Here is a 20,068-nt window from a genome sequence, read left to right as displayed (position 1 = left end):
CAGGAGAGGCCATGACTTCGGTCCTCGACCTACCCGACGCCCACCTGCCCGACCACCTCGATCATCTGCGGACCCAAGTCCGTGCGTTCCTCACCGAGCAGCGCGCCGCGGATGCGTTCGTCCCTTACACCGACAGCTGGATCGTCGGCGCCGACCCGCAGTTCAGCCGCCGCCTCGCCCGGCACGGCTGGCTCGGCATGACCATCCCCGTCGAATACGGCGGGCGCGGGCGCACACCGCTCGAACGGTTCGTCGTCGTCGAAGAACTCGTCGCCGCGGGCGCACCGGTCGCTGCGCATTGGGTCGCCGACCGCCAGGTCGCCCCCGGATTGCTGCGGTTCGGCACCGAAGAGCAGAAACATCGCTACCTCCCCGGCATCGCGTTCGGGGAAATCCTGTTCGCGATCGGGATGAGCGAACCTGACACCGGTTCGGACCTGGCGTCGGTCCGCACCCGGGCGACCCGCACCGACGGGGGGTGGCTCGTGACCGGGACGAAGATCTGGACCAGCGGTGCGCACCTGGCGCACTGCATCCAGACGCTCGTCCGCACCGGACCTGCCGGCGACAGCCGACACGAGGGACTGACCCAACTGCTGATTGCGCTCCCGCGAGACGGCGTCCGGATCCGTCCCATCCGCTCGATGAACGGCGCGCACCACTTCAACGAGGTCGTCTTCGACGACGTGTTCGTCGCGGACGCCGACGTGCTCGGCACAGTCGGCAACGGCTGGGCCCAGGTCAACGCGGAACTCGCGTACGAGCGCAGCGGTCCCGAACGCATCCTGAGCACGATGCCGCTTCTGCGCTTGCTCGTCGCACGAGGCGCACTCGAACCGACCATCCTGGGCCGGCTGATCGCGCGGGCATGGGCGCTCCGTGAGGCCTCGATCGCGGTGGCGGTCGCGCTGAGCGCAGGACAGGCCCCTGATGTGGCGGCCGCGGTGGTCAAGGACCTCGGGACCCGGTTCGAACGTGAAGTGATCGAGGCCGCGCGCACCTGCGGAACCGAGCCCGACCTCGACTCCACCGATCCACTCGCCCGCATGCTTGCCCACGCGCTGACGATGTCACCGACAGCGACACTGCGCGGCGGTACCAACGAAATTCTCCGGGCCATCATCGCCCGGGCGATGGGAGTGCGATGACCACGACACACCCGCAGCGCAGTGCCGAATCCGCTCTGCTCACCCAGACCGCACACGCCCTGTTCGAACAGTGGACCACCACCTCCGACTCCTGGTCCACACTCGAGAACACCGGTCTTACCCTCGTCGGAATTCCCGAAGAACTCGGGGGCAGCGGTGGCACCACCGCCGACGCGGCCGTGATCGTGCACGCATGTGCCTACCATGCCGTCCCGGCCCCGATCACCGAGACGCTGTGGCTGGCCGCCCCCCTGCTGGCCGCGACCCGCCTGCCGATCCCGTCCGGTCCGCTCACCGCCGCCATCGGCGACCGGACATCGTTGCGACTGACGTCGATCCCGCACGGCGCTTGGCGCCTCGACGGCACGCTGCACCGCGTGCCGTGGGCCCGCGACGCACGGGCGGTGGTGATCCACATCGACGACCGCGTGGTTGTGGTCGACCCGTCGCACGCGTCGCTCGTCGCCGGGGCGAACCTCGCCGGCGAACCTCGCGACGACCTCGTCTTCGACGGCGTCACCATGACCGACGACGTGGTCGTTGCCGCGCCGGCGACCTTCGATCCGGCGTTGCATGCAGCGCACGCCCGCACCGTGCAGCTCACCGGGGCTGCGCAACGGGCGCTGGATCTGAGTGTGCGATACGCCGGGGAGCGGGTGCAGTTCGGCCGCCCGATCGCCCGATTCCAAGTGGTGCAGCAGTACCTGTCGACCATCGCCGGGGAGGTGGCGCTCATGTCACTGGCCGCTCGCAGTGCCCTGCGAGCAGGAACCGACAGCGGTGACGCGCGGGCAGCGGTCGCCGCTGCCCGAATCACCGCTGCGCGCGGGGCCGGGATTGTCGCCGAACTCGCCCACCAGATCCACGGAGCGATCGGCACCACCGAGGAACACGACCTGCACACCGCGACTCGACGACTGTGGGCCTGGCGTGAAGAACACGGCAACGAACACACCTGGGCTCGCACGCTCGGCAAGCGTGCCTCGGCGAGCGACCCCTGGGAGTTCGTCACCTCCCTGCGCCGCTGCGCCGTCCGACCGACCGAGGAAGCACCATGACCTTCACCCCCGAGCACCCGATCGCGTCGGCCACCACACCGAACCACGGTGCCCCGCCCGGTACCGTGGAGTGCACCGTATCGAACTCGGTCGCAACAGTGAGGCTCAACCGGCCGGAGCGACGCAACGCCATCTCACGAGCACTGATGACCGACCTCGCCGACGCCCTCGACCGGATCGACCGCGACCCGTCGGTACGCGTGGTGATCCTGACCGGCACCGGCAACGACTTCTGTGTGGGCCGCGATCATGCGTCCGCTCCGTCGACTCGGATCGTGCGGGGGAAGTGCCCCGTGGACGATCGGGCAAGCCTGCGCGCTGCCTCCGCCGTCATCGAACGGCTCATCGCGATGCGGGTGCCGACGATCGCCTCGATCCGCGGTGGCTGCGCCGGCGGCGGACTCTCGCTCGCTCTCGCGTGCGATCTGCGGATCGCCGCCGAATCAGCCGTATTCAACTCGGCGTTCGTCGCAGTCGGATTCCCCGGTGATCTCGCACTACCGTGGTTGTTGACACGGGTGGTCGGCACCGCCCGAGCCCGTGAGATCATGCTGCTGCCCGAAAAGCTGACCTCCGCAAGCGCATTCGAGCTCGGCCTTCTCACCGAGGCAATCGACGACAACACTCTCGACACGAGGGTCGGCATTCTGGCGCGCCGATTCGTGGCGGCCGCACCGCTGGCCGTGCAGGGAGCAAAGCTCAATCTCGACGCCGCGACGACGCGCCCCCTGGCCGAATACCTCGGCGACGAGATCGACCGGCTCATCGCTGTCGCCTCGAGCAAGGACGCGGAAGAAGCGCGAGTCGCGTTCCTCGAAAAACGCACCCCGAGGTTCGTCGGCCGGTGACAGGGCTCGGCACGGTGCTCCCCGAAGGAAGTGCCGACGAGCTCGGTACGGCACCCGCCGACCCCCGGCGTCGACCCACCCGAACGCGCCCGCTCAGCGAGCCCCGTCAACCCTCACCCCCGCACCACCAGGAGACGTTTCGCATGCCGACCCCACACCGCACGATGGTGGACACGCACTCGCCCTTCGGCCCTCTCGTCGCCCACCCCCCGCATGACACCACCGGATATCAACGAATCAGGGTCACCCCCGTGTCCCCCACCATCGGAGCCGACATCGACGGAGTCCGCCTGAGCGGCGACCTCGACGAACAGACTCGCACGGAGATCGCCCAGGCGCTGACGGACTGGAAGGTGCTCTTCTTCCGCAACCAAGACATCAGCCGCGAGGAGCATCGCGAGTTCGCCGCGCTGTGGGGCGACCTCGAGGAACACCCCTTCTTCAAGTACGTGCTGCCCGGTCAGACCGCCGCAGACGTGACGACGTTCGCGAAGGACATGGACACCGCAGGCACCGAGAACAACTGGCACAACGACGTCACCTGGCACACCCTGCCGTCGTTCGCAGCAGTGCTCCGAGCCGTCGAGGTTCCTCCGGTCGGCGGAGACACCCTGTGGGCCGACACCGGTGCGGCATACGACACCCTGCCCGACGAACTCAAACAGCGACTCGAGCACCTGGTCGCCGAACACGACTGGATCGACACGTTCGGAGCGAGCATGCCGCCGGAGGCCATCGACACACTCCGACCGAAGCTGCCCATCGTGCACCACCCGGTGGTGCGGGTAATTCCCGAGACCGGCCGCAAGGTCCTGTTCGTCAACATCGCCTTCACCCAACGAATTCTGGACGTGCCCGACAAGGAGTCGGAGGAATTGCTCACCCGGCTGTACCGCCACATTGCCCGCCCCGAATTCCAGGTGCGTCTGAAGTGGCAACCCAACACCATCGCGTTCTGGGACAACCGAACCTGCCAGCACTACGCCGCCAGTGACTACCATCCCGCTCGCCGGGTGATGGAGCGAATCTCGATCGTCGGCGACCGCCCGGTCGGAGTGTCGGCATGAGCACCGAAAGGCAGGACTACACAAAACTGTTCATCGGCGGAAAGTGGTCCACCCCCTCGGGATCCGACATCATCGAAGTCGTCAACCCGCACGACGGCACCGTCGTCGGACGCGTACCCCATGCCACGCGCGACGATGTAGACGCGGCGGTCACCGCTGCCCGCACCGAATTCGACACCGGTCCCTGGCCCCGGCTCCCCCTGGAAGAACGGCTCGCGGTGCTCGAACGGATCAGCACCCTGCTGCGCGAACGCATTCCCGAATTTGCGCAGATGATCACCCGGCAGAACGGATCTCCCATCACCTGGAGCCTGCGTGCCCAAGCCGGAGCTCCGGCGGCGATCTACGCAGTCACAGCGCGCACAGCCCGTGCATTTCCGTTCGAAGAGCGCCGACAGGGCCTGCAGACACCGGTCGTGGTACGCCACGAACCGGTCGGCGTGGTAGCTGCTGTGGTGCCGTGGAATGTGCCGGGCTATGTCACCTCCCTCAAGCTTGCTCCGGCACTGGCCGCCGGCTGCACCGTCGTGCTCAAACCCTCGCCGGAGACACCGCTGGATGCGAACCTGCTGGCCGAAGTCGCGACCGAGGCCGGCTTGCCCCACGGTGTCCTCAGCGTCCTTCCCGCCGATCGCCACGTGAGCGAGTACCTCGTCGGCCACCCCGGCATCGACAAAGTGTCATTCACCGGATCCGTCACCGCCGGCAAGAAGGTCATGGAGGTCGCCGCCCGGAACCTGAGCCGGATCACGCTGGAGCTGGGAGGCAAATCGGCAGCGGTAATCCTCCCCGACGCGGACATCGAGACCGCCGCCACCACGATCACCGGCGCCTCATGGGCACTCAACAGCGGTCAGGCATGCGTCGCGCTCACCCGTGTCCTCGCGCCCCGTTCGCGATACGACGAGATCGCGCAACGACTCACCGCGGCAGCGGAATCACTCATCGTCGGTGATCCGACGGATCCGACAGTGCAGGTCGGCCCGATGGTCTCGCCCCGCCAACAACGCCGTGTCCTCGACTACATCAGGATCGGACAGGACGAAGGCGCCGAGCTGCTCACCGGCGGGGGGATCCCCGAAGGTCTCGACTCCGGATGTTATGTGCAACCGACACTGTTCGGGCAGGTGGACAGATCGATGCGCATCGCGCAGGAGGAGATCTTCGGCCCGGTGGTGTGCCTGCTCCCCTACGACGACGAGAACGACGCGGTCGCAATCGCCAACGATTCCGAGTACGGCCTGTCCGGCGCGGTATTCACCGCCGACTCCGCCCGTGGGCTCGACGTGGCCCGCCGAATCCGAACAGGAACCCTGACCGTCAACGGCTTCGCAGCCGAGCCCACGGCACCGTTCGGTGGCTACAAGAACTCCGGAATGGGCCGCGAGATGGGCACAGAAGGCCTCGCGTCGTACCTCGAAACGAAGTCCATCGCTCTGCCGGAGCAATAGCGCCTACCGAGCGAGAGCTTCGTTCGGCGCCGGCGGTCGAAACGTAACCGGACACGGAAGGAAGAGAGTCGCAGACCGCAACCGCTGCGACCTCGAATTCGGCATCCCCATCATGTGCATCAGCGGCGGCCAAGCCCCCGCCGCCCTGCTTCGATGCGCCCCGACCACCCAACTCGCCGTCATCGCCAACCGAGCACCCCACACCGATCCCGGTGTACTTCCCGCTACGCTGGACAGAAAGAGAACCCTCATGACCGGACTTCGCACCAGCGCACCCGAGCAGAGCAGCCACGGCACCACAGCTGGTGGTCTCCTGGCCACGATGTCGTCAGACAGTCTTCTCGTTGCAGCTGACGCCCTTCGCGCGTGGGGAGCCGAGATCGACGCGGACGAAATCGAAAGATGGGTCGCTCACCAGCCGACGCGACGGCACCTGAATCAGCACATCCTGCCTGCCTGACGTCGGAGCTACACCGACCAAGAATCAGTCCAACCGTGACGGCGTGGAGTTCTCGACGTAGGCGCTCGTGCCCCCGAAGCGGCCGATCGAGCCCGTGTTCCCTCGGTATGCAGCTCGGCCGGAGGGGCGCCACCACGGCCGAGAGATATGAGCCCGGCTCGGGGGGGGGGCATAGGTGGCCTTCGTGGCAATTGCTCACCAGACAGAACCCGAGCAGTCGATGGTCGAGCACGGTGGCGCACTGGCGCCGGACTTCTCCGATCCTCGACGCCGCGAGCATGCCTCACCGTGTCACCAACTCCACTCCGCCTTCACCACAGGAGCCCTGCGATGAACACCATGATCGAGAGACTGTTCGTCACCCCTGTGTCATGGCTGCTCGCCGTGCCGATCGTGCTGCTCGACCGTCTCCTGTCTCCGAACCTGACCGAATTGCCGGATCGGGACAGTCACACAGTGCTGCAACGCGATGCCGACCGATGATCGGCGACGTCGACCTGGGTCTGTCAAGTTAACGGTGTAACTGGTTGAACTGTAGCTACTTTCGTCCAGCGGACAGGCGTCCGTCGAAGGTGATCTCGAAGGCGTTCAGTGCTGCCTTCCAGCGGTTGGACCAGCGTTGGCGGGCGGTGCCTTTGGGATCGAGGCTCATGATGGCCAGGTACACGCATTTCAGGGCCGCGGCCTCGGTCGGGAAATGACCGCGGGCCTTGACGGCCCTGCGGATTCGGGCGTTGACACTCTCGATGGCGTTGGTCGTGTAGATGACCTGTCTGATGGCGTTGTCGAACTGCAGGAACGGCACGAACTCGGCCCAGGTGTTGGTCCAGAGCCGGATGATCGCGGGATAGCGTTTCTCCCATTTGTCGCTGAACTCGGCGAACCGGTCCAGCGCGGCCTGCTCCGACGGCGCGGTGTACACCGGTTTGAGGTCCTTGGCGATCTCGGCCCAGTCCTTGCGGGAGGCGTAGGCGTAGGTATTGCGGAGGAGGTGGACCACGCAGGTTTGCACGATGGTCTGCGGCCACACCTGCCCGATCGAGTCGGGCAGATGCTTCAGACCGTCGCACACGACGATCAGCACATCCTGCACACCACGATTCTTCAGCTCCGACAACACCCGAAGCCAATACTTCGCCCCCTCCCCGTCGCCGTGCTCGCCGGCCCATAATCCGAGGATGTCGCGGGTGCCGTCCACAGTCACCCCCATCACGACGTAGATCGGCCGGTTGGCCACGTTGCCGTCGCGGATCTTGACGTGGATGCAGTCGATGAACAGCACCGGATACACCGGGTCCAGCGGCCGGTTCTGCCACTCGGCCATGCCGTCCATCACCCGTTCGGTGATCGTCGAGATCGTCTGCTTGGACACCTCGGCGCCGTAGACCTCGGCCAGGTGCGCAGAGATCTCACCGGTGGTCAGTCCCTTGGCCGACAGCGAGATCACCATGTCCTCCACCCCGGTCAGCCGCCGCTGCCGCTTGGCCACGATCTTCGGCTCGAACGAGGACTCCCGGTCCCGGGGTACGTCGAGCTCGACCGGGCCGGCCTCGGTCAGCACGGTCTTGGCGCGTCTGCCGTTGCGGGAGTTGCCGCTGCCCCTGCCGGCCGGGTCATTCTTGCCGTAGCCGAGGTGGTCGTCCATCTCGCCCTCGAGGGCGGACTCCACCACCAGCTTGGTCAACTTCGCCAGCAACCCGCCCTCGCCGGTGAGCTGGAGGCCTTCGGCCCGCGCCTGATCCACCAGTTCCTGCAGCCGGGCATCGCTGACACCCACAGGTGCCGAGTTCGATTCGTCCTCACGATCAATCACATCGGTCATGGTGGTGCATCTCCTTTCAGAGTTACACCGTTGTTCTTACAGTCCCGTCGACCTCGACGTCGACCGCGTGGGCGATGCGGGTGGGTCGTCACCTCTGCGATCGGGAACGGCTATGACGACAGGGTGGCATCGATGCCGTCGGAAGGTTAGGGCTTGGCGATCGGGGGTGCCGGCAGCAGGTACTACACGCCAGGCCTTGGGCGTCGTATCGATGGGCTCGAATGCCCATGGTGTCAATGGCCCCCTTGATCACGGCCCCGGACACGAACTCGGGGACCGGCGGAACGAGCGACAGCGTCGCGCGGGCGTGATGGTCCGGCTCCCGTGACCGCCGGTAGTGGACAGGTACGGGCAGGGAACCTCACGGCGCCGGTGTCTGTTCGGTACGGTTTGTGAAGTCACCGTCATCCCCCTGCACGGTGACACGAGGCCCCGCCGGAGTTGCCCCCAAACTCTCTCCGACGGGGTTTCTCATGTTCGATCTCACGCCGCTCTCGACCGAGCGTGCGACACTGCAGGGCGGCCGGTTCGGACTGCGCCTTGCAGGGGACTGCACAGTACGAACCGGCCCTTCTCGTCTTCCGGGACGGACTCCAGTCGGTGCTTCCACGGACGGAACTGGATCATCCCTGTACCAGGGAGGGTGCCGGTGTCCCGACGGGAGGGATCGAACGCGCTGGCGGAAGCATGAGTGCATTGCGTGCACGCCACGCATGCAGCTTTGCGTCGAGGCGGGCCGGGCCTTCGGTTCGACACCGCCGCCTCGGGGTCTTCGCACTCGGTAGGCGCTTGTTCCGCTTTGTAGTCGAGGTACTCGGCTCAGCCCGCAGCACAGCCGCGTTCGTCCTCGATCGAACCCGGCTGTGCGTGCTTGTCCCTCGTATTCGACCGGAGCTCACCGGCGGCACCCCTACCCCCGGCTCGATGCTGCGTCGCAGGCAGGGCCCTCAGTCCTGATCGCCGAACGATGCGAAACGAACGTCCCGCCAGAATTCACACAGCAGAGCCAACGACCTGTGCTGATCCCACTCCCGCAGCGCCGCCACATACCGGGCATGTGGGGCGGTGTCCCGTTCGACGCTGAGCTCGAGAACGGGAAAATCCAGCCGCCGCATCGCTCGGCGACCATCACCCGGACCGCTCGACTGTTGAAATCCTCGAAGGGGTGCACGTGCAGCGCCTGAGCCTCCAGGTAGGCGAGGGCTTCGAGTTGAAGCTCGACGTCGCCGGCGCAGTAGTCGAGCCGGCCGGTGAAGCTGTGGAACAGCTCCCCGCATCTCCCGGTCCACATGAATGTGTTCCGGCGGATAGTGGCCTCCCACCCGGACCGGCTTCCTGCGCCACCTGCCGGCGATGTTCGGGCATCACGTCGATCAGGATCCGGCGATGGAACTCGCGGAGCAAATCCACGTCCATCGCCTCGTCGGCGAAGTGACCGGAGGCCACCTCATCGAGCAGCCGGCGCAGCGGCTCGGCGATCAGATCGGCGACCTCGTGGTAGGTCTTCGTACCGAACAGCGTCTCGAACTGGCGGGTGCTGCCGGTATCGACCGGCTCCGCCGGCTCACCCACCGGCAACCGCTGCTGCGCGGATCCGTGCGTGCACGATCAGTGCGAGCCCAGCACGGTCCGCTGACGGTGCCGTGCCTGCTCGATCCACCGGTCGGAGACCGGCTCGCCTTCCATCGCCATGCTGTGGATCACGTGATCGACCACGGCGGCGCGCCGCCGATAGACCTTCTCCTCGGTAGGCAACGCACGCCACCGTGCGACCAGTGCCCGAACGTCGTGTGTGGTCACGGCGTGCCCCCTTCCGTCTCGATCCGGTCCGTTGTACTCCCATGATGGCAGCCGGTGGCGACAGCGAGCAATCGAGACGGGCTCTGCCGACCTGCGGACGTATGCGTACCGCGGCGCTGTCGGCGCCGTGGTGTAGGCACAGCTGGACGACGAGACGACGGATGTGCCTGACACGCCCACCGAGGCAGGGGGATCGAATGGTTGTGCTGCTCACCTTCAATGTGCTCGGAATCGTGGCTGCGCTCTTCTGTGCGCACCGGTCGTATCGCCGGTACGGTCGCCCGGTTCGGGCGGTGGCGGCCGGCGTCGGAGGGCTTCTGATTCTTCCGCTGATCGTCGTGGTGGCGGTCGCGGCGGCCGCCCCGCGAGCATCGCGTATCGGGTAGTGGAACGACAGGTAATCGCAGTTCAGGACGTATTTCGAGTGCAGTGATCGAGTAGAATTGATCTTGAAACATTCACGGATTCGGGGGGACTCCGCCCAGGGTCGGGCGCAGTCGAGGAGGTCGCGTGGCGGACAAGAACGCCAACCAGGACACGTTCGGAACCGCGGATCAGGAAGGACGAAATGGCACCGCAGAGCGAGGAATTCACCACGCAGGTCGAGGGAATCGACCTGACGATCGCGGCCGAGACCAGACGGATTCTGGTCGAGTGGCTGGGCGTCGATCCGGCGACCGAACAGGAGCAGATCGACCGGGAAGCTCTGCGCCTGCAGCAGATGACCGAGGACGCGGCCGAGCAGTTCGAGCAGGCAACCCCGACCACCCCGGACGCGACGTACCGGGACGCGGTGCAGACCAAGGCAACAGCCTGGCGGGCAGCGCGGGAGATGGTGCTCGAGGGCGAGCTTTATCCGCAGGTGACGCCGGAGATTCGGGCAGCGCAGGAGGAGTTCGAGGTGGGGCTCGATCGGCGGATCAAGGAACGCAGGGAGGCAGCCCGGGCAGCGCAGGATCCCGATCGGTGGCGGACGCGGAACGTTCGGCCGAACCCGACCGCGGGTCGAGTCGTGGAAAGGGTGTGGGTGTCGAAGCCGGGATGGTTCCTGTCGCTGGCGGAGGCGCTGATCGCACAGCGGATCGAGGACAACCAGCCGGTGCCGATGACCTCCCGCGATCCGTTGGCGGACGAGCTGGCGGCGATGATCGAGGACGAGATGCGGCGCAACCCGCCGCAGGACCCGGATCTGCCGTTCTGATCCAGGCACAGTGGGCACAGGTCCGCGACGAACTGTTTGGCCTGCGTAAACAGGGCGAGAAGCTCGCTGATCGTCTGGCCGAGGCCAGGAAGGCTCTGGCGACCGCGCAGGAACGCGGACTGGGCCGTGGCGTCGACATCAACGGTCAGCGAGTCGCTGCGTTGACCGAGCACCTCGAACGGCTCCGTGGGCAATGGCGGGAGCTGCGTGGCCGGGAGAACCAGCTGCGCAGTGAGCTGCACGTTCTGGGGATCGACCCGGAGGGCGTCCCCAGGCAGGTGGTGCGTGAGGTCGCTTCTGCGCAACCGGCCTGGCGGGAGCACCCCGCCACCCGGCGCCAGCTGCGGGCCCTCGAACGCCTTGCCCGCGAGACGGACGTGCCCTTCGTCGTCGAAGACGGCATCACCAAAGGCCAGGCCCACGATCTGATCGCGTCGCTGCTGGCCGGCAACATTCCGCAGGCCCAGTTCACCGACCGGCCCGCAGGGCCGATGTTCCTCCCGACCGCGGCACCGACCGAACCGGCCGCACCGGGCACTCCCCCGGCACCCGAACCGCCCCAGGTCAATACGCCGCAGCTGCAGCCGGTAATCGATCCGTTGGCCGAGGTCGAACGTCGTTTGCTCGAGACCCTCGCCGAGCCGGACGCCGAGGCCGATGCCGCGGCGAACCCCGAGATCAACACCGCGGCGCAGTTCTTCTCCTGGGCCGACGGGCATTTCAAAGTCAAGGCCCAGGTCGCGCTGGCCGACCTGATGACCGACCGTGCCTCGCTGACCGACGAGATGTTCGTGGTGTGCCGGTCGATCCTGGCAGATCCGAAACGCTGGGGCGAACTCGGCCACCGCGCCACCGAAGCGTACTGGCAGGCCCGCACGGGCGAGCCGGTGCAGCATCCGGTCACCGCCGCGGTCACCGACACGATCGTCGACGCCCGCGCCAGCGAGGAACGAGCCGTGGCCGAGGACTTCCTCGACACCACCCAGCACGTCCTGGACACGCAGGAACAGGTGGAGCTCGCCACCGCCGAGCAACGCAGCGAGCACATCGACGCGGTGCAGGACGGCATCGACCAGGCCGCCACGGTCGAGGTCGAGCAATGGTGGGCGCGGGGTCGCGCCGCCTACGACCCCAGCGATCCGCTGACCCTGCCGCAGCCGGACACCGATCCGCAGGTCGCCGCCGCGCTCGAGGCGGTGCGCGGCCGCAAGGCCCGCGACGAGATCCGCAGCCAGTGGTTCGCCGGGGTCGAGCAGGGACGCCGCGAGGCCACCGCCGACGAACGGCACGCCCTGCTCGCCGAGATCGCCGTCGACCCGAGGCTTATCGCCAAGGTTGAGGGCCGGCGCCCGGACTACCTGCCCGCCGTGGCCCGCGACGATGCCAAGGCCCTGATCGCCGAAGCCGCCCGCGCCAGCTCACCGCTGCGGCAGGCCGCAGCGAAGGTTCTACTCGAACATCACCCGTTGCCGGCCGAGCTGTACGAGCGGGCGTACGTCGAATGGGATCGCCTCCACGGCCCCGAGCTGACCTGGGACCAGGACACCGCCGCGGAGTGGACGGCGTGGATGACCATGCAGCTACGCCGGGACCCGCTGGTCGGGTCGTGGGCGGGGCTGCCGATGTGGACCCGCACCGATCTGATCGAGTTCGGCATCGAGACCGCGTTCGCGGTCATGGCCGAGGAACGCCCCGATCTGATCGCCGCCACCGCCGGCATTTCCCCCGAGCGTCTGGCTGCCGAGCTGCGCGGAAACATCATCCCGAACCTGCCGCAACCCGAGGCATCGGATGTCTCCGCCGGGTTCGTCGCGACCGGCGAATTCTGCCAGCTCCGCTTGCAGGACTACGTGGAATCGAGGGTGCAGCACTACACGATTCACGGATGGGCATACACCCTCGACGGCGGCAGCACGTCCACCACCGCCGGCCACAACCCGCGGGTGGCGATCGGTGCGCTGCTCGACGCCCGCACCAAGCCGATCCCGGAGTGGATCGAACGCATCTACCGGCCCTACGCCGGGGCCCGCACAACCGTCGTGACCAGGGCGATCGCCTACACCCGGAACAACGAGTTCTACCACGCTGCCGCCCGGTCGGATCTGCTGTGGAAGTACGACGAGTCCGGCACCTTCGTTGCCGCCCACTCGCTCCTCGAGGACGTGCGCCGGGGCATCATCGAGCAGCTGCGCAGCACTGTCCCGGCCGAAGTCGACCTGCTCGAATCCCTCGGGATCGACCTGGAGTGGACCCTCGGTCACGACGCGGACCCGAAGACTCTGCGCGATCTTCGGGCAGCCGGCGAGGACCTCTACAGCCTCACCCCCACCGACCTGACCTTCGCCGGGGCGGGAGATGTGATAGTCGGGGACCCCGACGGCCGGCACGTCACGATCCGCTCCGGGTGGGCACCGAACAGCAGCGACCACATCACCTACGTCGACGGCGAACCCCGTCCCGAGCTGACGATGCGGGACGCGATCGCCGAAGCCCGCGCCGTCCTCGCAGCCGACCCCCAGGCCGAACAGCTCGACCCGGAGCGCACCACCGGCGTCGAGGCCGAACTCGACCCCGACACCGAGGCTGAAGCCGAGGTGGACACCCACGACCAACCGACCATCGAGACCGAGCAACCGCAGGTCGGTGAGGAGGCCCCGCCGCCGTCCCCCCGAGTCGTAGCGCCTGCGGTCGATGACACAGGCGCGGTGATCTTCGAAGAGGTCGAATCGGCTCCCACCGAGCCGTCGGCACCGCCCGGCCCCGCCACGGCGGCGACCTCGTGGATGCTCACCGATCGTCCGATGCTCGGCCACATCGGACCGATCGCTGCACCGACCCCCGCCCCCGAACCCGAGTTGGCACCGGAACCAGAAGCTGTCGCCGAGCCGATCGAGGCGGCCGCGGACGCCGACGAGCTGGTCGTTCCCGACACCGAGTACGGCGAGCCGCTGACCAGCCCCCTGTGGCGGGGCGGTGGTCTGGTCAAGGTCCGCACACACTCCGGCGGATACGTCTACCTCTCCCCGGCCACCGCCGCCCAGTACGCCGCTGCTGATGCTTCCGCCGAGCCGCAGACCACGGTTGAGCAGCCACAACGCGAGACCACCGCCGCGGCCGCGGTTGAGCGGCCGGAGGCTGTCGCCGAGACCGGCGAACCCACCCCGCAGACCGGTGGTGACCAGGCGCACCCGGACACCGACTCCGCGGCCGCGGCCCCGGTGGTGCGTCCTGCCCCGCCGACCGCGGCGGCGCAGGACTTCACTCTCGGTACCGAGGTGCTGGTCCCCACTGGGGCGAAGGCCCGGGCGCGGGCGAACATCGCCGCCCTGCGCCTGGTGCGCGAGCTCGACGAGCAGCAGCGACCGGCGATCGCCGACGAGCAGGCGGTGCTGGCCCGGTGGTCCGGATGGGGAGCGGTCCCGGAGGTCTTCGACAACCGCCCGAAGATCCTCGCGCAGTGGGGCGCCGAGCACGGCGAACTGCTCGATCTGCTCGGGGAGAAGGGCTTCGCGCAGGCCCGCCAGACCACCCTCAACGCCCACTACACCGACCCGGCGATCGTCGCGGAACTGTGGCGGGCCGTGCAGCGCGCCGGACTGCCCGACGGCGCCCTGGTGCTCGAACCGGGCTGCGGGGCCGGCCACTTCGTCGGCACCGCCCCGGCCTCGGTGCTCATGGTCGGCGTCGAGATCGAGCCGATCAGCGCGAAGATCGCGCACTACCTGTATCCCTCGCAGCAGATCCGCAACCACGGCTTCGAACGCAACTTCGCCCCCGAGGCCACCTTTACCGGGGCGATCGGCAACGTCCCGTTCGGCAAGTTCTCCCCCGTCGATCCGATCCACAACCCGAGCGGGCTGGCGATCCACAACCACTTCATCGCCAAATCCCTGGCCTTGACCGCGCCCGGTGGCTACGTCGCCGTGGTGACCAGCATGTTCACCTCGGACGCCCGCCGCGCCGAACAGCGCGCCGCGATCACCGCGAAGGGTGATCTGATCGGGGCGGTGCGCCTGCCCACCGGCGCGTTCGACCGGCAGGCCGGCACCGACGTGGTCACCGACGTGCTCATCTTCCGCCGCCGCGAGGACGGAGCCACCCCCACCGAGGACACCCTCGAATGGGCCACACCCGCCGTGCAGGTCGCGGCGATCGACGCCAAGACCGGTGAGCAGGCGCGGACCTGGATCAACCCCTACTTCGCGAAGTACCCGGATCGGGTGCTGGGCACCCTCACCGTGGGGGGCGGCATGTATGCCGGGGGCTCGCTGCGGGTCACCCCGCACACCGGCGCCGCCCTGGCCGAGCAGCTGCGCGCCCAGCTCGATCCGCTCGTCGACCGGGCCGTCGCACGTGGTCTCGGGTTCACCGCCCCGGCCCCCGATCCGGTGCAGGTAGAGGCGTTCACCACGCCGGGGTTGCGCACCGGAGCCGGTCTGGACTCGAACGAGGTGCTGCCCGGTGCGATGCGGTTCCACGAGGCAGAGAATCGCTTCGAGCAGTTCACCCTCGGCCGGGGCTGGGCCGAGGTCGGCTGCCGCGGCAAGGATCTCGCCGAGCAGTGGAAGGTGCTCATCGCTCTCGGTGAGACGGTGATGGAGCTGTCCGAGGCCAGCCGCTCCCGCACGCATACCGTCGCCGACCGTGACGTGATCCGGGGCCGGCTGAATTCGCTCTACGACGGCTATGTGCGCCGGTGGGGGCCGCTGAACCGGTTCAAGCTCACCGACCCGACGCCGCTGTCGGAGGCGAAGATCGCCGCTCGCCTGGACAAGGCGATCACCGAGTGGCGGATCAAGACCGGCCGCGACGAGGCTATTGCCGACGGCCTCGACCCGAGGGATGCCGGACCGTTCGAGGGGTCGATTCCCGACGAGGTGCTCGAGGAGCTGCGCGAGAAGGCGGCCGAGCAGCCGCAGCCGCGGCGGTATTCCGCGCATCTGCAGGGCGCGATCGCCCGCGATCCGCGGCTGGGCATGGTGCTGGCGATCGAGAACTTCCAGTCGCGCTTCGACGGCACCGAGGCGGTGGCGACCAAGACGGCGATCTTCACCGAGGACACCACCCCGTTCAAGGACAAGGCCACCGGCGCCGCCGACCTCGACGAGGCGTTGGCGATCTGCTTCGACGAACTCGGACACATCTCCCCGCACCGGGTCGCCGAGCTGTTGAACCTGTCCGTCGAGGACACCCTCGAGGGGGCCCAGGGCCGCATCTACCCGTCCCTGCACACCGACAGGCAGTGGGAACTCGCCACCGTCGCCCTGTCCGGGCAGGTCCGCGACAAACTCGCCCTCGCCCAGGTCAAAGCGGCCACCGATCCCCGCTACGCCCCGCTGGTGCAGGCCCTCGAATCGGTGGTGCCGGCGGATGTGGACCCCGCCGACATCGGGGTGCGCATCGGCGCGACCTGGGTGCCGATCGAGGACTATCGCGCGTTCCTGATCCAGGAGTTCGGGCTGCGCCCGGACCGGCTCACCGTCGAGCACGACAAGGTCAGCGGCAGCTGGGAGATCTCCACCGACCAGAAAAGCCGCCACGAGTTCTCCAGCGGCTATCCCGACAAGTACGGCACCGGCCGGCTCCCCGGAGTGAAAATGTTCGAGCTACTCGCCAACAACAAACCCATCCAGGTCACCAAGACCGCCGACGAGCTCGAGCGCTCCCCCAAGCCGCGGTTCCACGTCAGGCTCACCGAACAGGCCCACGCCTCCGCTGGTGCGCTGCAAGAACGGTTCGAGAAGTGGCTGTGGGAGGACGGCGACCGCTACCTGCGCCTGGCCGCCACCTTCAACGAGCGCTACAACTCGTTCGTCAAACCGGTCCACGACGGACACAGCAAGACCTTCCCCGGCCTGAACCCGAAATACACGCCCTACGACTACCAGGCCGCCGCGGTGCAGCGGTTCCTGCACGACGAGACGATCCTGCTCGACCACGTGGTCGGCGCCGGCAAGACCCTGACGATCACCGCCTCGTGCATGGAAGCCACACGACTCGGGCAGATCCGCCAGCCCTGGATCGTGGTGCCCAACCACCTGCTCGCGCAGTGGTCGGTCGAGGCCCGCGACGCCTACCCCAACGCCAACATCCTCGTCGCCTCCGAACTCGACGGCCGCGACGACCGGCAACGCTTCGTCGGGCAGAGCGCGGTCGGGCACTGGGATCTGGTGATCGTGCCGCAGTCGGTGTTCGGCAAGATCGCCATGCGCCGCGAAGCGCAGATCGAATACCTCGACAGCGAAATCGCCGAACTCCGGCAGGCTCTCGACGCCGCCAACAACCAGGGAGCGGAGTTCACGGTCAAGCAGATCGAGAACGCGATCAAGGCCGCCGAAGGCCGCATCGAGAAGATCATCGACGCCAAGGCCACCGACGACGGGCTGACCTTCGAACAATCGGGCTGCGATTTCCTGTTCGTCGACGAGGCCCACGACTACAAGAACCTCACCCGCCCGTCCAACAGCGCCGACCTGTCGGTGCCGACCGGCTCCCAGCGCGCCACCGACCTGGAGATGAAAGCCAAGTACCTGCGCGAGCAGGCCCGCGCTCGCAACGCCGAGCAGGGCATGCCGCACGCCCCGGCCAAGGCGATCGCGTTCGCCACCGGCACCCCGATCACCAACTCGCTGTCGGAGATCTGGGTGATGATGAAGTACCTGCGCCCGGATCTGCTGCACGAGGCCGGATTGGGGCGCATCGACAACTGGGCGGGCACCTTCGCCAAGCCGGTATCGGTGGCGGAGATGAACACCACCGCCACCCGCATCCAGATGCGCACCCGCATGGCCGAATACGCCAACGTCCCGCAGCTGGTGGCGATGTTCGACCAGTTCCGCGACGTGGTGACCGCCGATCAGATCCCGGTGCGCCTGCCCACCCTCGACGGCGGCACCCCGCAGATCGTCGAGTTCGACCTGGGCCCCGACGCCCTCGACGCGATGGCCGACCTGGACGTGCGCATGGGCACGATCCAGGGCGATCGGATGGACCTGGACAACAGCCTCAAGATCGCCACCGACGGACGCAACCTCACCATGCACCCCTCGCTGGCGAACCTCGCCCCTCCCGGCCCGGAGCACAGCCGCATCGAACACGCCGCCGACCTGATCTGGCAGGTCCACACCGACCACGCCGACCTGCGGATCCCGGCCGACAAGTACGGCCCCGAGATGACCGGGGTGTTCCAGCTGGTGTTCTGCGACCGCGGCACCCCCAAGGCCGGAGCCGGCCCCCGATCCCGCAACCTCTACACCGAGCTGCGCGACGCCCTGATCGCTCGGGGCATGAAACCCGACGAAATCGCGTTCATGCACGACTACGAGGGCCCCAAGGCCAAAGCGAGGCTGGTCGAAGCGTGCGCGGACGGGCGGATCCGGGTGCTGCTCACCTCCACCAAGAAGGGCGGCACCGGCCTGAACGTCCAGCGGGCGCTCAAGCAGATGATCAACCTCGACCCGGCGTGGACGGCCGCGGACATGGAACAACGCCTCGGCCGCATCATCCGCCAGGGCAACGTCCACCAGACCGTGAGCGTGGTCAACATGGTCGCCCGCCGCTCCTACGACGCGATGATGTACCAGTACGTGGCCCGCAAATCGAACTTCGTCGCCATGATCCGCAAGGCCGACGTACCCCCCACGATGGAAGACCTCGGCGGGGACCTGACCGTCTCGTGGGCACAGAGCAAGGCCGCCGCCACCGGCGATCCGGTCTTCGTCGCGCAGGTCGAGGCCGACCAGCAGGTCGCCGACCTCGAAGCCCGCCGCGACGCCGTCCAGGGCGCCAACGCCGCCCGCAGCGCCGCGATCCGGGCCTTGAGCAAGTCCATCACCACCGACGAGACCCGGCTGCCCGAAGTCCGGGCGACGGTCGACAAGCTCGCCGCGTGGAACAGCATCGACGACCGCGCCCAGAAGATCTGGCACTTCCCCCACGCCGCGATCCCCGACTCGGAAACCGCCGACCTGGCCGACGCGCTGCGAGGGGCGTTGATCCGGCTCGAGGAGGAGGTGACCCGCAGCAACGACGAGGTGGTCTTCGGGGCCATAGGCGGCGTGCCCCTCGAACTCGGCTACACCCAGGTCCTGGGCCAGTTCTACCTCTGTGTCGGCGAGGAGATCGCCTGGTACGACCGAGACCGGTTCCTCAACGCGGTCGAGAAAGCCAGCGGGGCGCAGGGGATGCTGACCACCCTCCGCAATCTCGCCGAGAAGGCGGTCCGGCAGGTGCCCGTCATCGAAGCGCGGATCGAACACAACCGGGGCCGGCTCGCCGACGCCGAGTCCGAGCCGGAGCTCGAGTTCACCGAGACGGACGAACTCGACGCCGCGAAACTGCGGGCCGAAGAGCTGCGCCTCGAGGTCAACGCCCGCGAGAACTCCCCCGAAGCACTACGCCGAGCCCGCCAGGAACGCGAACGGCGAGCCGCCGACGGGCAATACCCGCAGTGGACCCTCGACCTGAACCCCACCGATGCCTGGGCCGAACACCGCGGCATGAGCAAGTCCGACCTCATCGCCTCGGTGCCGGCGCGCATGGCCGCCGCCCGGCAGCAATGGCTCGACGGCGCCGAACAACGCGAAGCCAGCCGCAAGGCCCAACCGTGGGTGGCCCTCGACGAGACCGAAGCAATCTGGCAGTACGGCTTCGACCAGGGCAGCGGCCGGCCCGGTGCCCGAGTGCACTGGGACGACCGGCAATGGCACCTCGAAGCCTGGGACGGCGACGGCGCGATCGACCGTGACGCCGTCAACACCCGAGGCGAGGCATTCAGCATCGGCACCCGCGTGGTCGAACAGTTCGCCGCCGACCGGGAGATCCCCCGCGAGGCAATTCACCAGGCCGGCATCGACCGCCGCGAACGCCTCGACAACGCCGCGTCCCCCACGACGGTGGAACCGACCGCCGCGGTGGTCGAACCCACCGATGCGATCGTGGAGCCGACCGAGACGGTCAGCGCCGCCCCCGGCGCCTTCGAGCTCGATGACACGCTCGCACACGGATTGCGGGCCGCAGGAGACGTTCGCCCACTGCACAAGTTCAATCCCCACGGCACAGCGCCGCAACAGCAGCAGCACATCGACCCGACGCGGCAGTACGAAGCCGAATACGGAGGCGGATACGAGGAAGACGGTCGCGCCGTCTGATCGCGTCTCTAGCCTCGACACCACCGGTGGGGCAGGACCCGACGGTCCTGCCCCACCACACCAC

Annotated in this window: 11 protein-coding genes; 8 read left to right on the top strand and 3 right to left on the bottom strand. The window is 67.9% G+C overall.

Annotated features, from left to right (window positions below; genetic code table 11):
- The first annotated feature begins 11 nt into the window (after nt 1-11).
- The 6 genes from ACM26Y_RS25650 (at nt 12) to ACM26Y_RS25625 (ending at nt 6,515) form a co-directional block, all read left to right on the top strand.
- Entirely contained in the window at nt 12-1,148 is a 1,137-nt protein-coding gene (locus ACM26Y_RS25650) for an acyl-CoA dehydrogenase family protein (RefSeq protein ID WP_416063853.1), read from the top strand.
- A complete protein-coding gene (locus ACM26Y_RS25645) occupies nt 1,145-2,206 on the top strand; it encodes an acyl-CoA dehydrogenase family protein (RefSeq protein ID WP_416063852.1) in 1,062 nt (353 codons plus the stop codon). Before ACM26Y_RS25650 ends, ACM26Y_RS25645 begins: the two co-directional genes overlap by 4 nt.
- Nucleotides 2,203-3,054, top strand: a complete 852-nt coding sequence (locus ACM26Y_RS25640) for an enoyl-CoA hydratase/isomerase family protein (protein ID WP_416063851.1) — start codon at nt 2,203-2,205, stop codon at nt 3,052-3,054. Before ACM26Y_RS25645 ends, ACM26Y_RS25640 begins: the two co-directional genes overlap by 4 nt.
- A 143-nt stretch (nt 3,055-3,197) precedes the next feature.
- Nucleotides 3,198-4,121 (top strand): TauD/TfdA dioxygenase family protein, encoded by a 924-nt coding sequence (locus ACM26Y_RS25635; RefSeq protein ID WP_416063850.1) that lies wholly within the window; start codon nt 3,198-3,200, stop codon nt 4,119-4,121.
- The gene (locus tag ACM26Y_RS25630) at nt 4,118-5,572 is read left to right on the top strand and encodes an aldehyde dehydrogenase (protein WP_416063849.1); all 1,455 of its coding nucleotides are present in this window, start codon (nt 4,118-4,120) and stop codon (nt 5,570-5,572) included. The genes ACM26Y_RS25635 and ACM26Y_RS25630 overlap by 4 nt, the downstream gene beginning before the upstream one ends.
- A 790-nt stretch (nt 5,573-6,362) precedes the next feature.
- Entirely contained in the window at nt 6,363-6,515 is a 153-nt protein-coding gene (locus tag ACM26Y_RS25625) for a hypothetical protein (RefSeq protein ID WP_416063848.1), read from the top strand.
- Nucleotides 6,516-6,570: 55 nt separating this feature from the next.
- On the opposite strand, the gene ACM26Y_RS25620 is transcribed toward ACM26Y_RS25625, so the two are convergent.
- From ACM26Y_RS25620 to ACM26Y_RS25610, 3 genes are all read right to left on the bottom strand, one after another.
- On the bottom strand, nt 6,571-7,854 hold the full coding sequence (locus tag ACM26Y_RS25620) for an IS256 family transposase (protein WP_106201846.1): 1,284 nt from the start codon (nt 7,852-7,854) through the stop codon (nt 6,571-6,573).
- Nucleotides 7,855-8,982: 1,128 nt separating this feature from the next.
- Nucleotides 8,983-9,426: a hypothetical protein gene (locus tag ACM26Y_RS25615; RefSeq protein ID WP_416063847.1), complete on the bottom strand. Its 444-nt coding sequence runs from the start codon at nt 9,424-9,426 to the stop codon at nt 8,983-8,985.
- Between the two features lie 36 nt (nt 9,427-9,462).
- Nucleotides 9,463-9,654, bottom strand: coding sequence for a hypothetical protein (locus ACM26Y_RS25610; protein WP_416063846.1), 192 nt, complete (start codon nt 9,652-9,654; stop codon nt 9,463-9,465).
- 568 nt (nt 9,655-10,222) lie between these two features.
- Between ACM26Y_RS25610 and ACM26Y_RS25605 the strand changes: the two genes are divergently transcribed.
- Together ACM26Y_RS25605 and ACM26Y_RS25600 are read left to right on the top strand one after the other, a co-directional pair.
- Nucleotides 10,223-10,855, top strand: a complete 633-nt coding sequence (locus tag ACM26Y_RS25605; protein WP_416063845.1) for a hypothetical protein — start codon at nt 10,223-10,225, stop codon at nt 10,853-10,855.
- A 161-nt stretch (nt 10,856-11,016) separates the two neighbouring features.
- Nucleotides 11,017-20,004, top strand: a complete 8,988-nt coding sequence (locus tag ACM26Y_RS25600) for a helicase-related protein (protein ID WP_416063844.1) — start codon at nt 11,017-11,019, stop codon at nt 20,002-20,004.
- The last annotated feature ends 64 nt before the right edge of the window (nt 20,005-20,068 follow it).

The sequence above is a fragment of the Rhodococcus indonesiensis genome, from assembly GCF_047782815.1.
Classification (GTDB): Bacteria; Actinomycetota; Actinomycetes; order Mycobacteriales; family Mycobacteriaceae; genus Rhodococcus; species Rhodococcus indonesiensis.
This window is presented reverse-complemented; position numbering and strand designations above follow the sequence as displayed.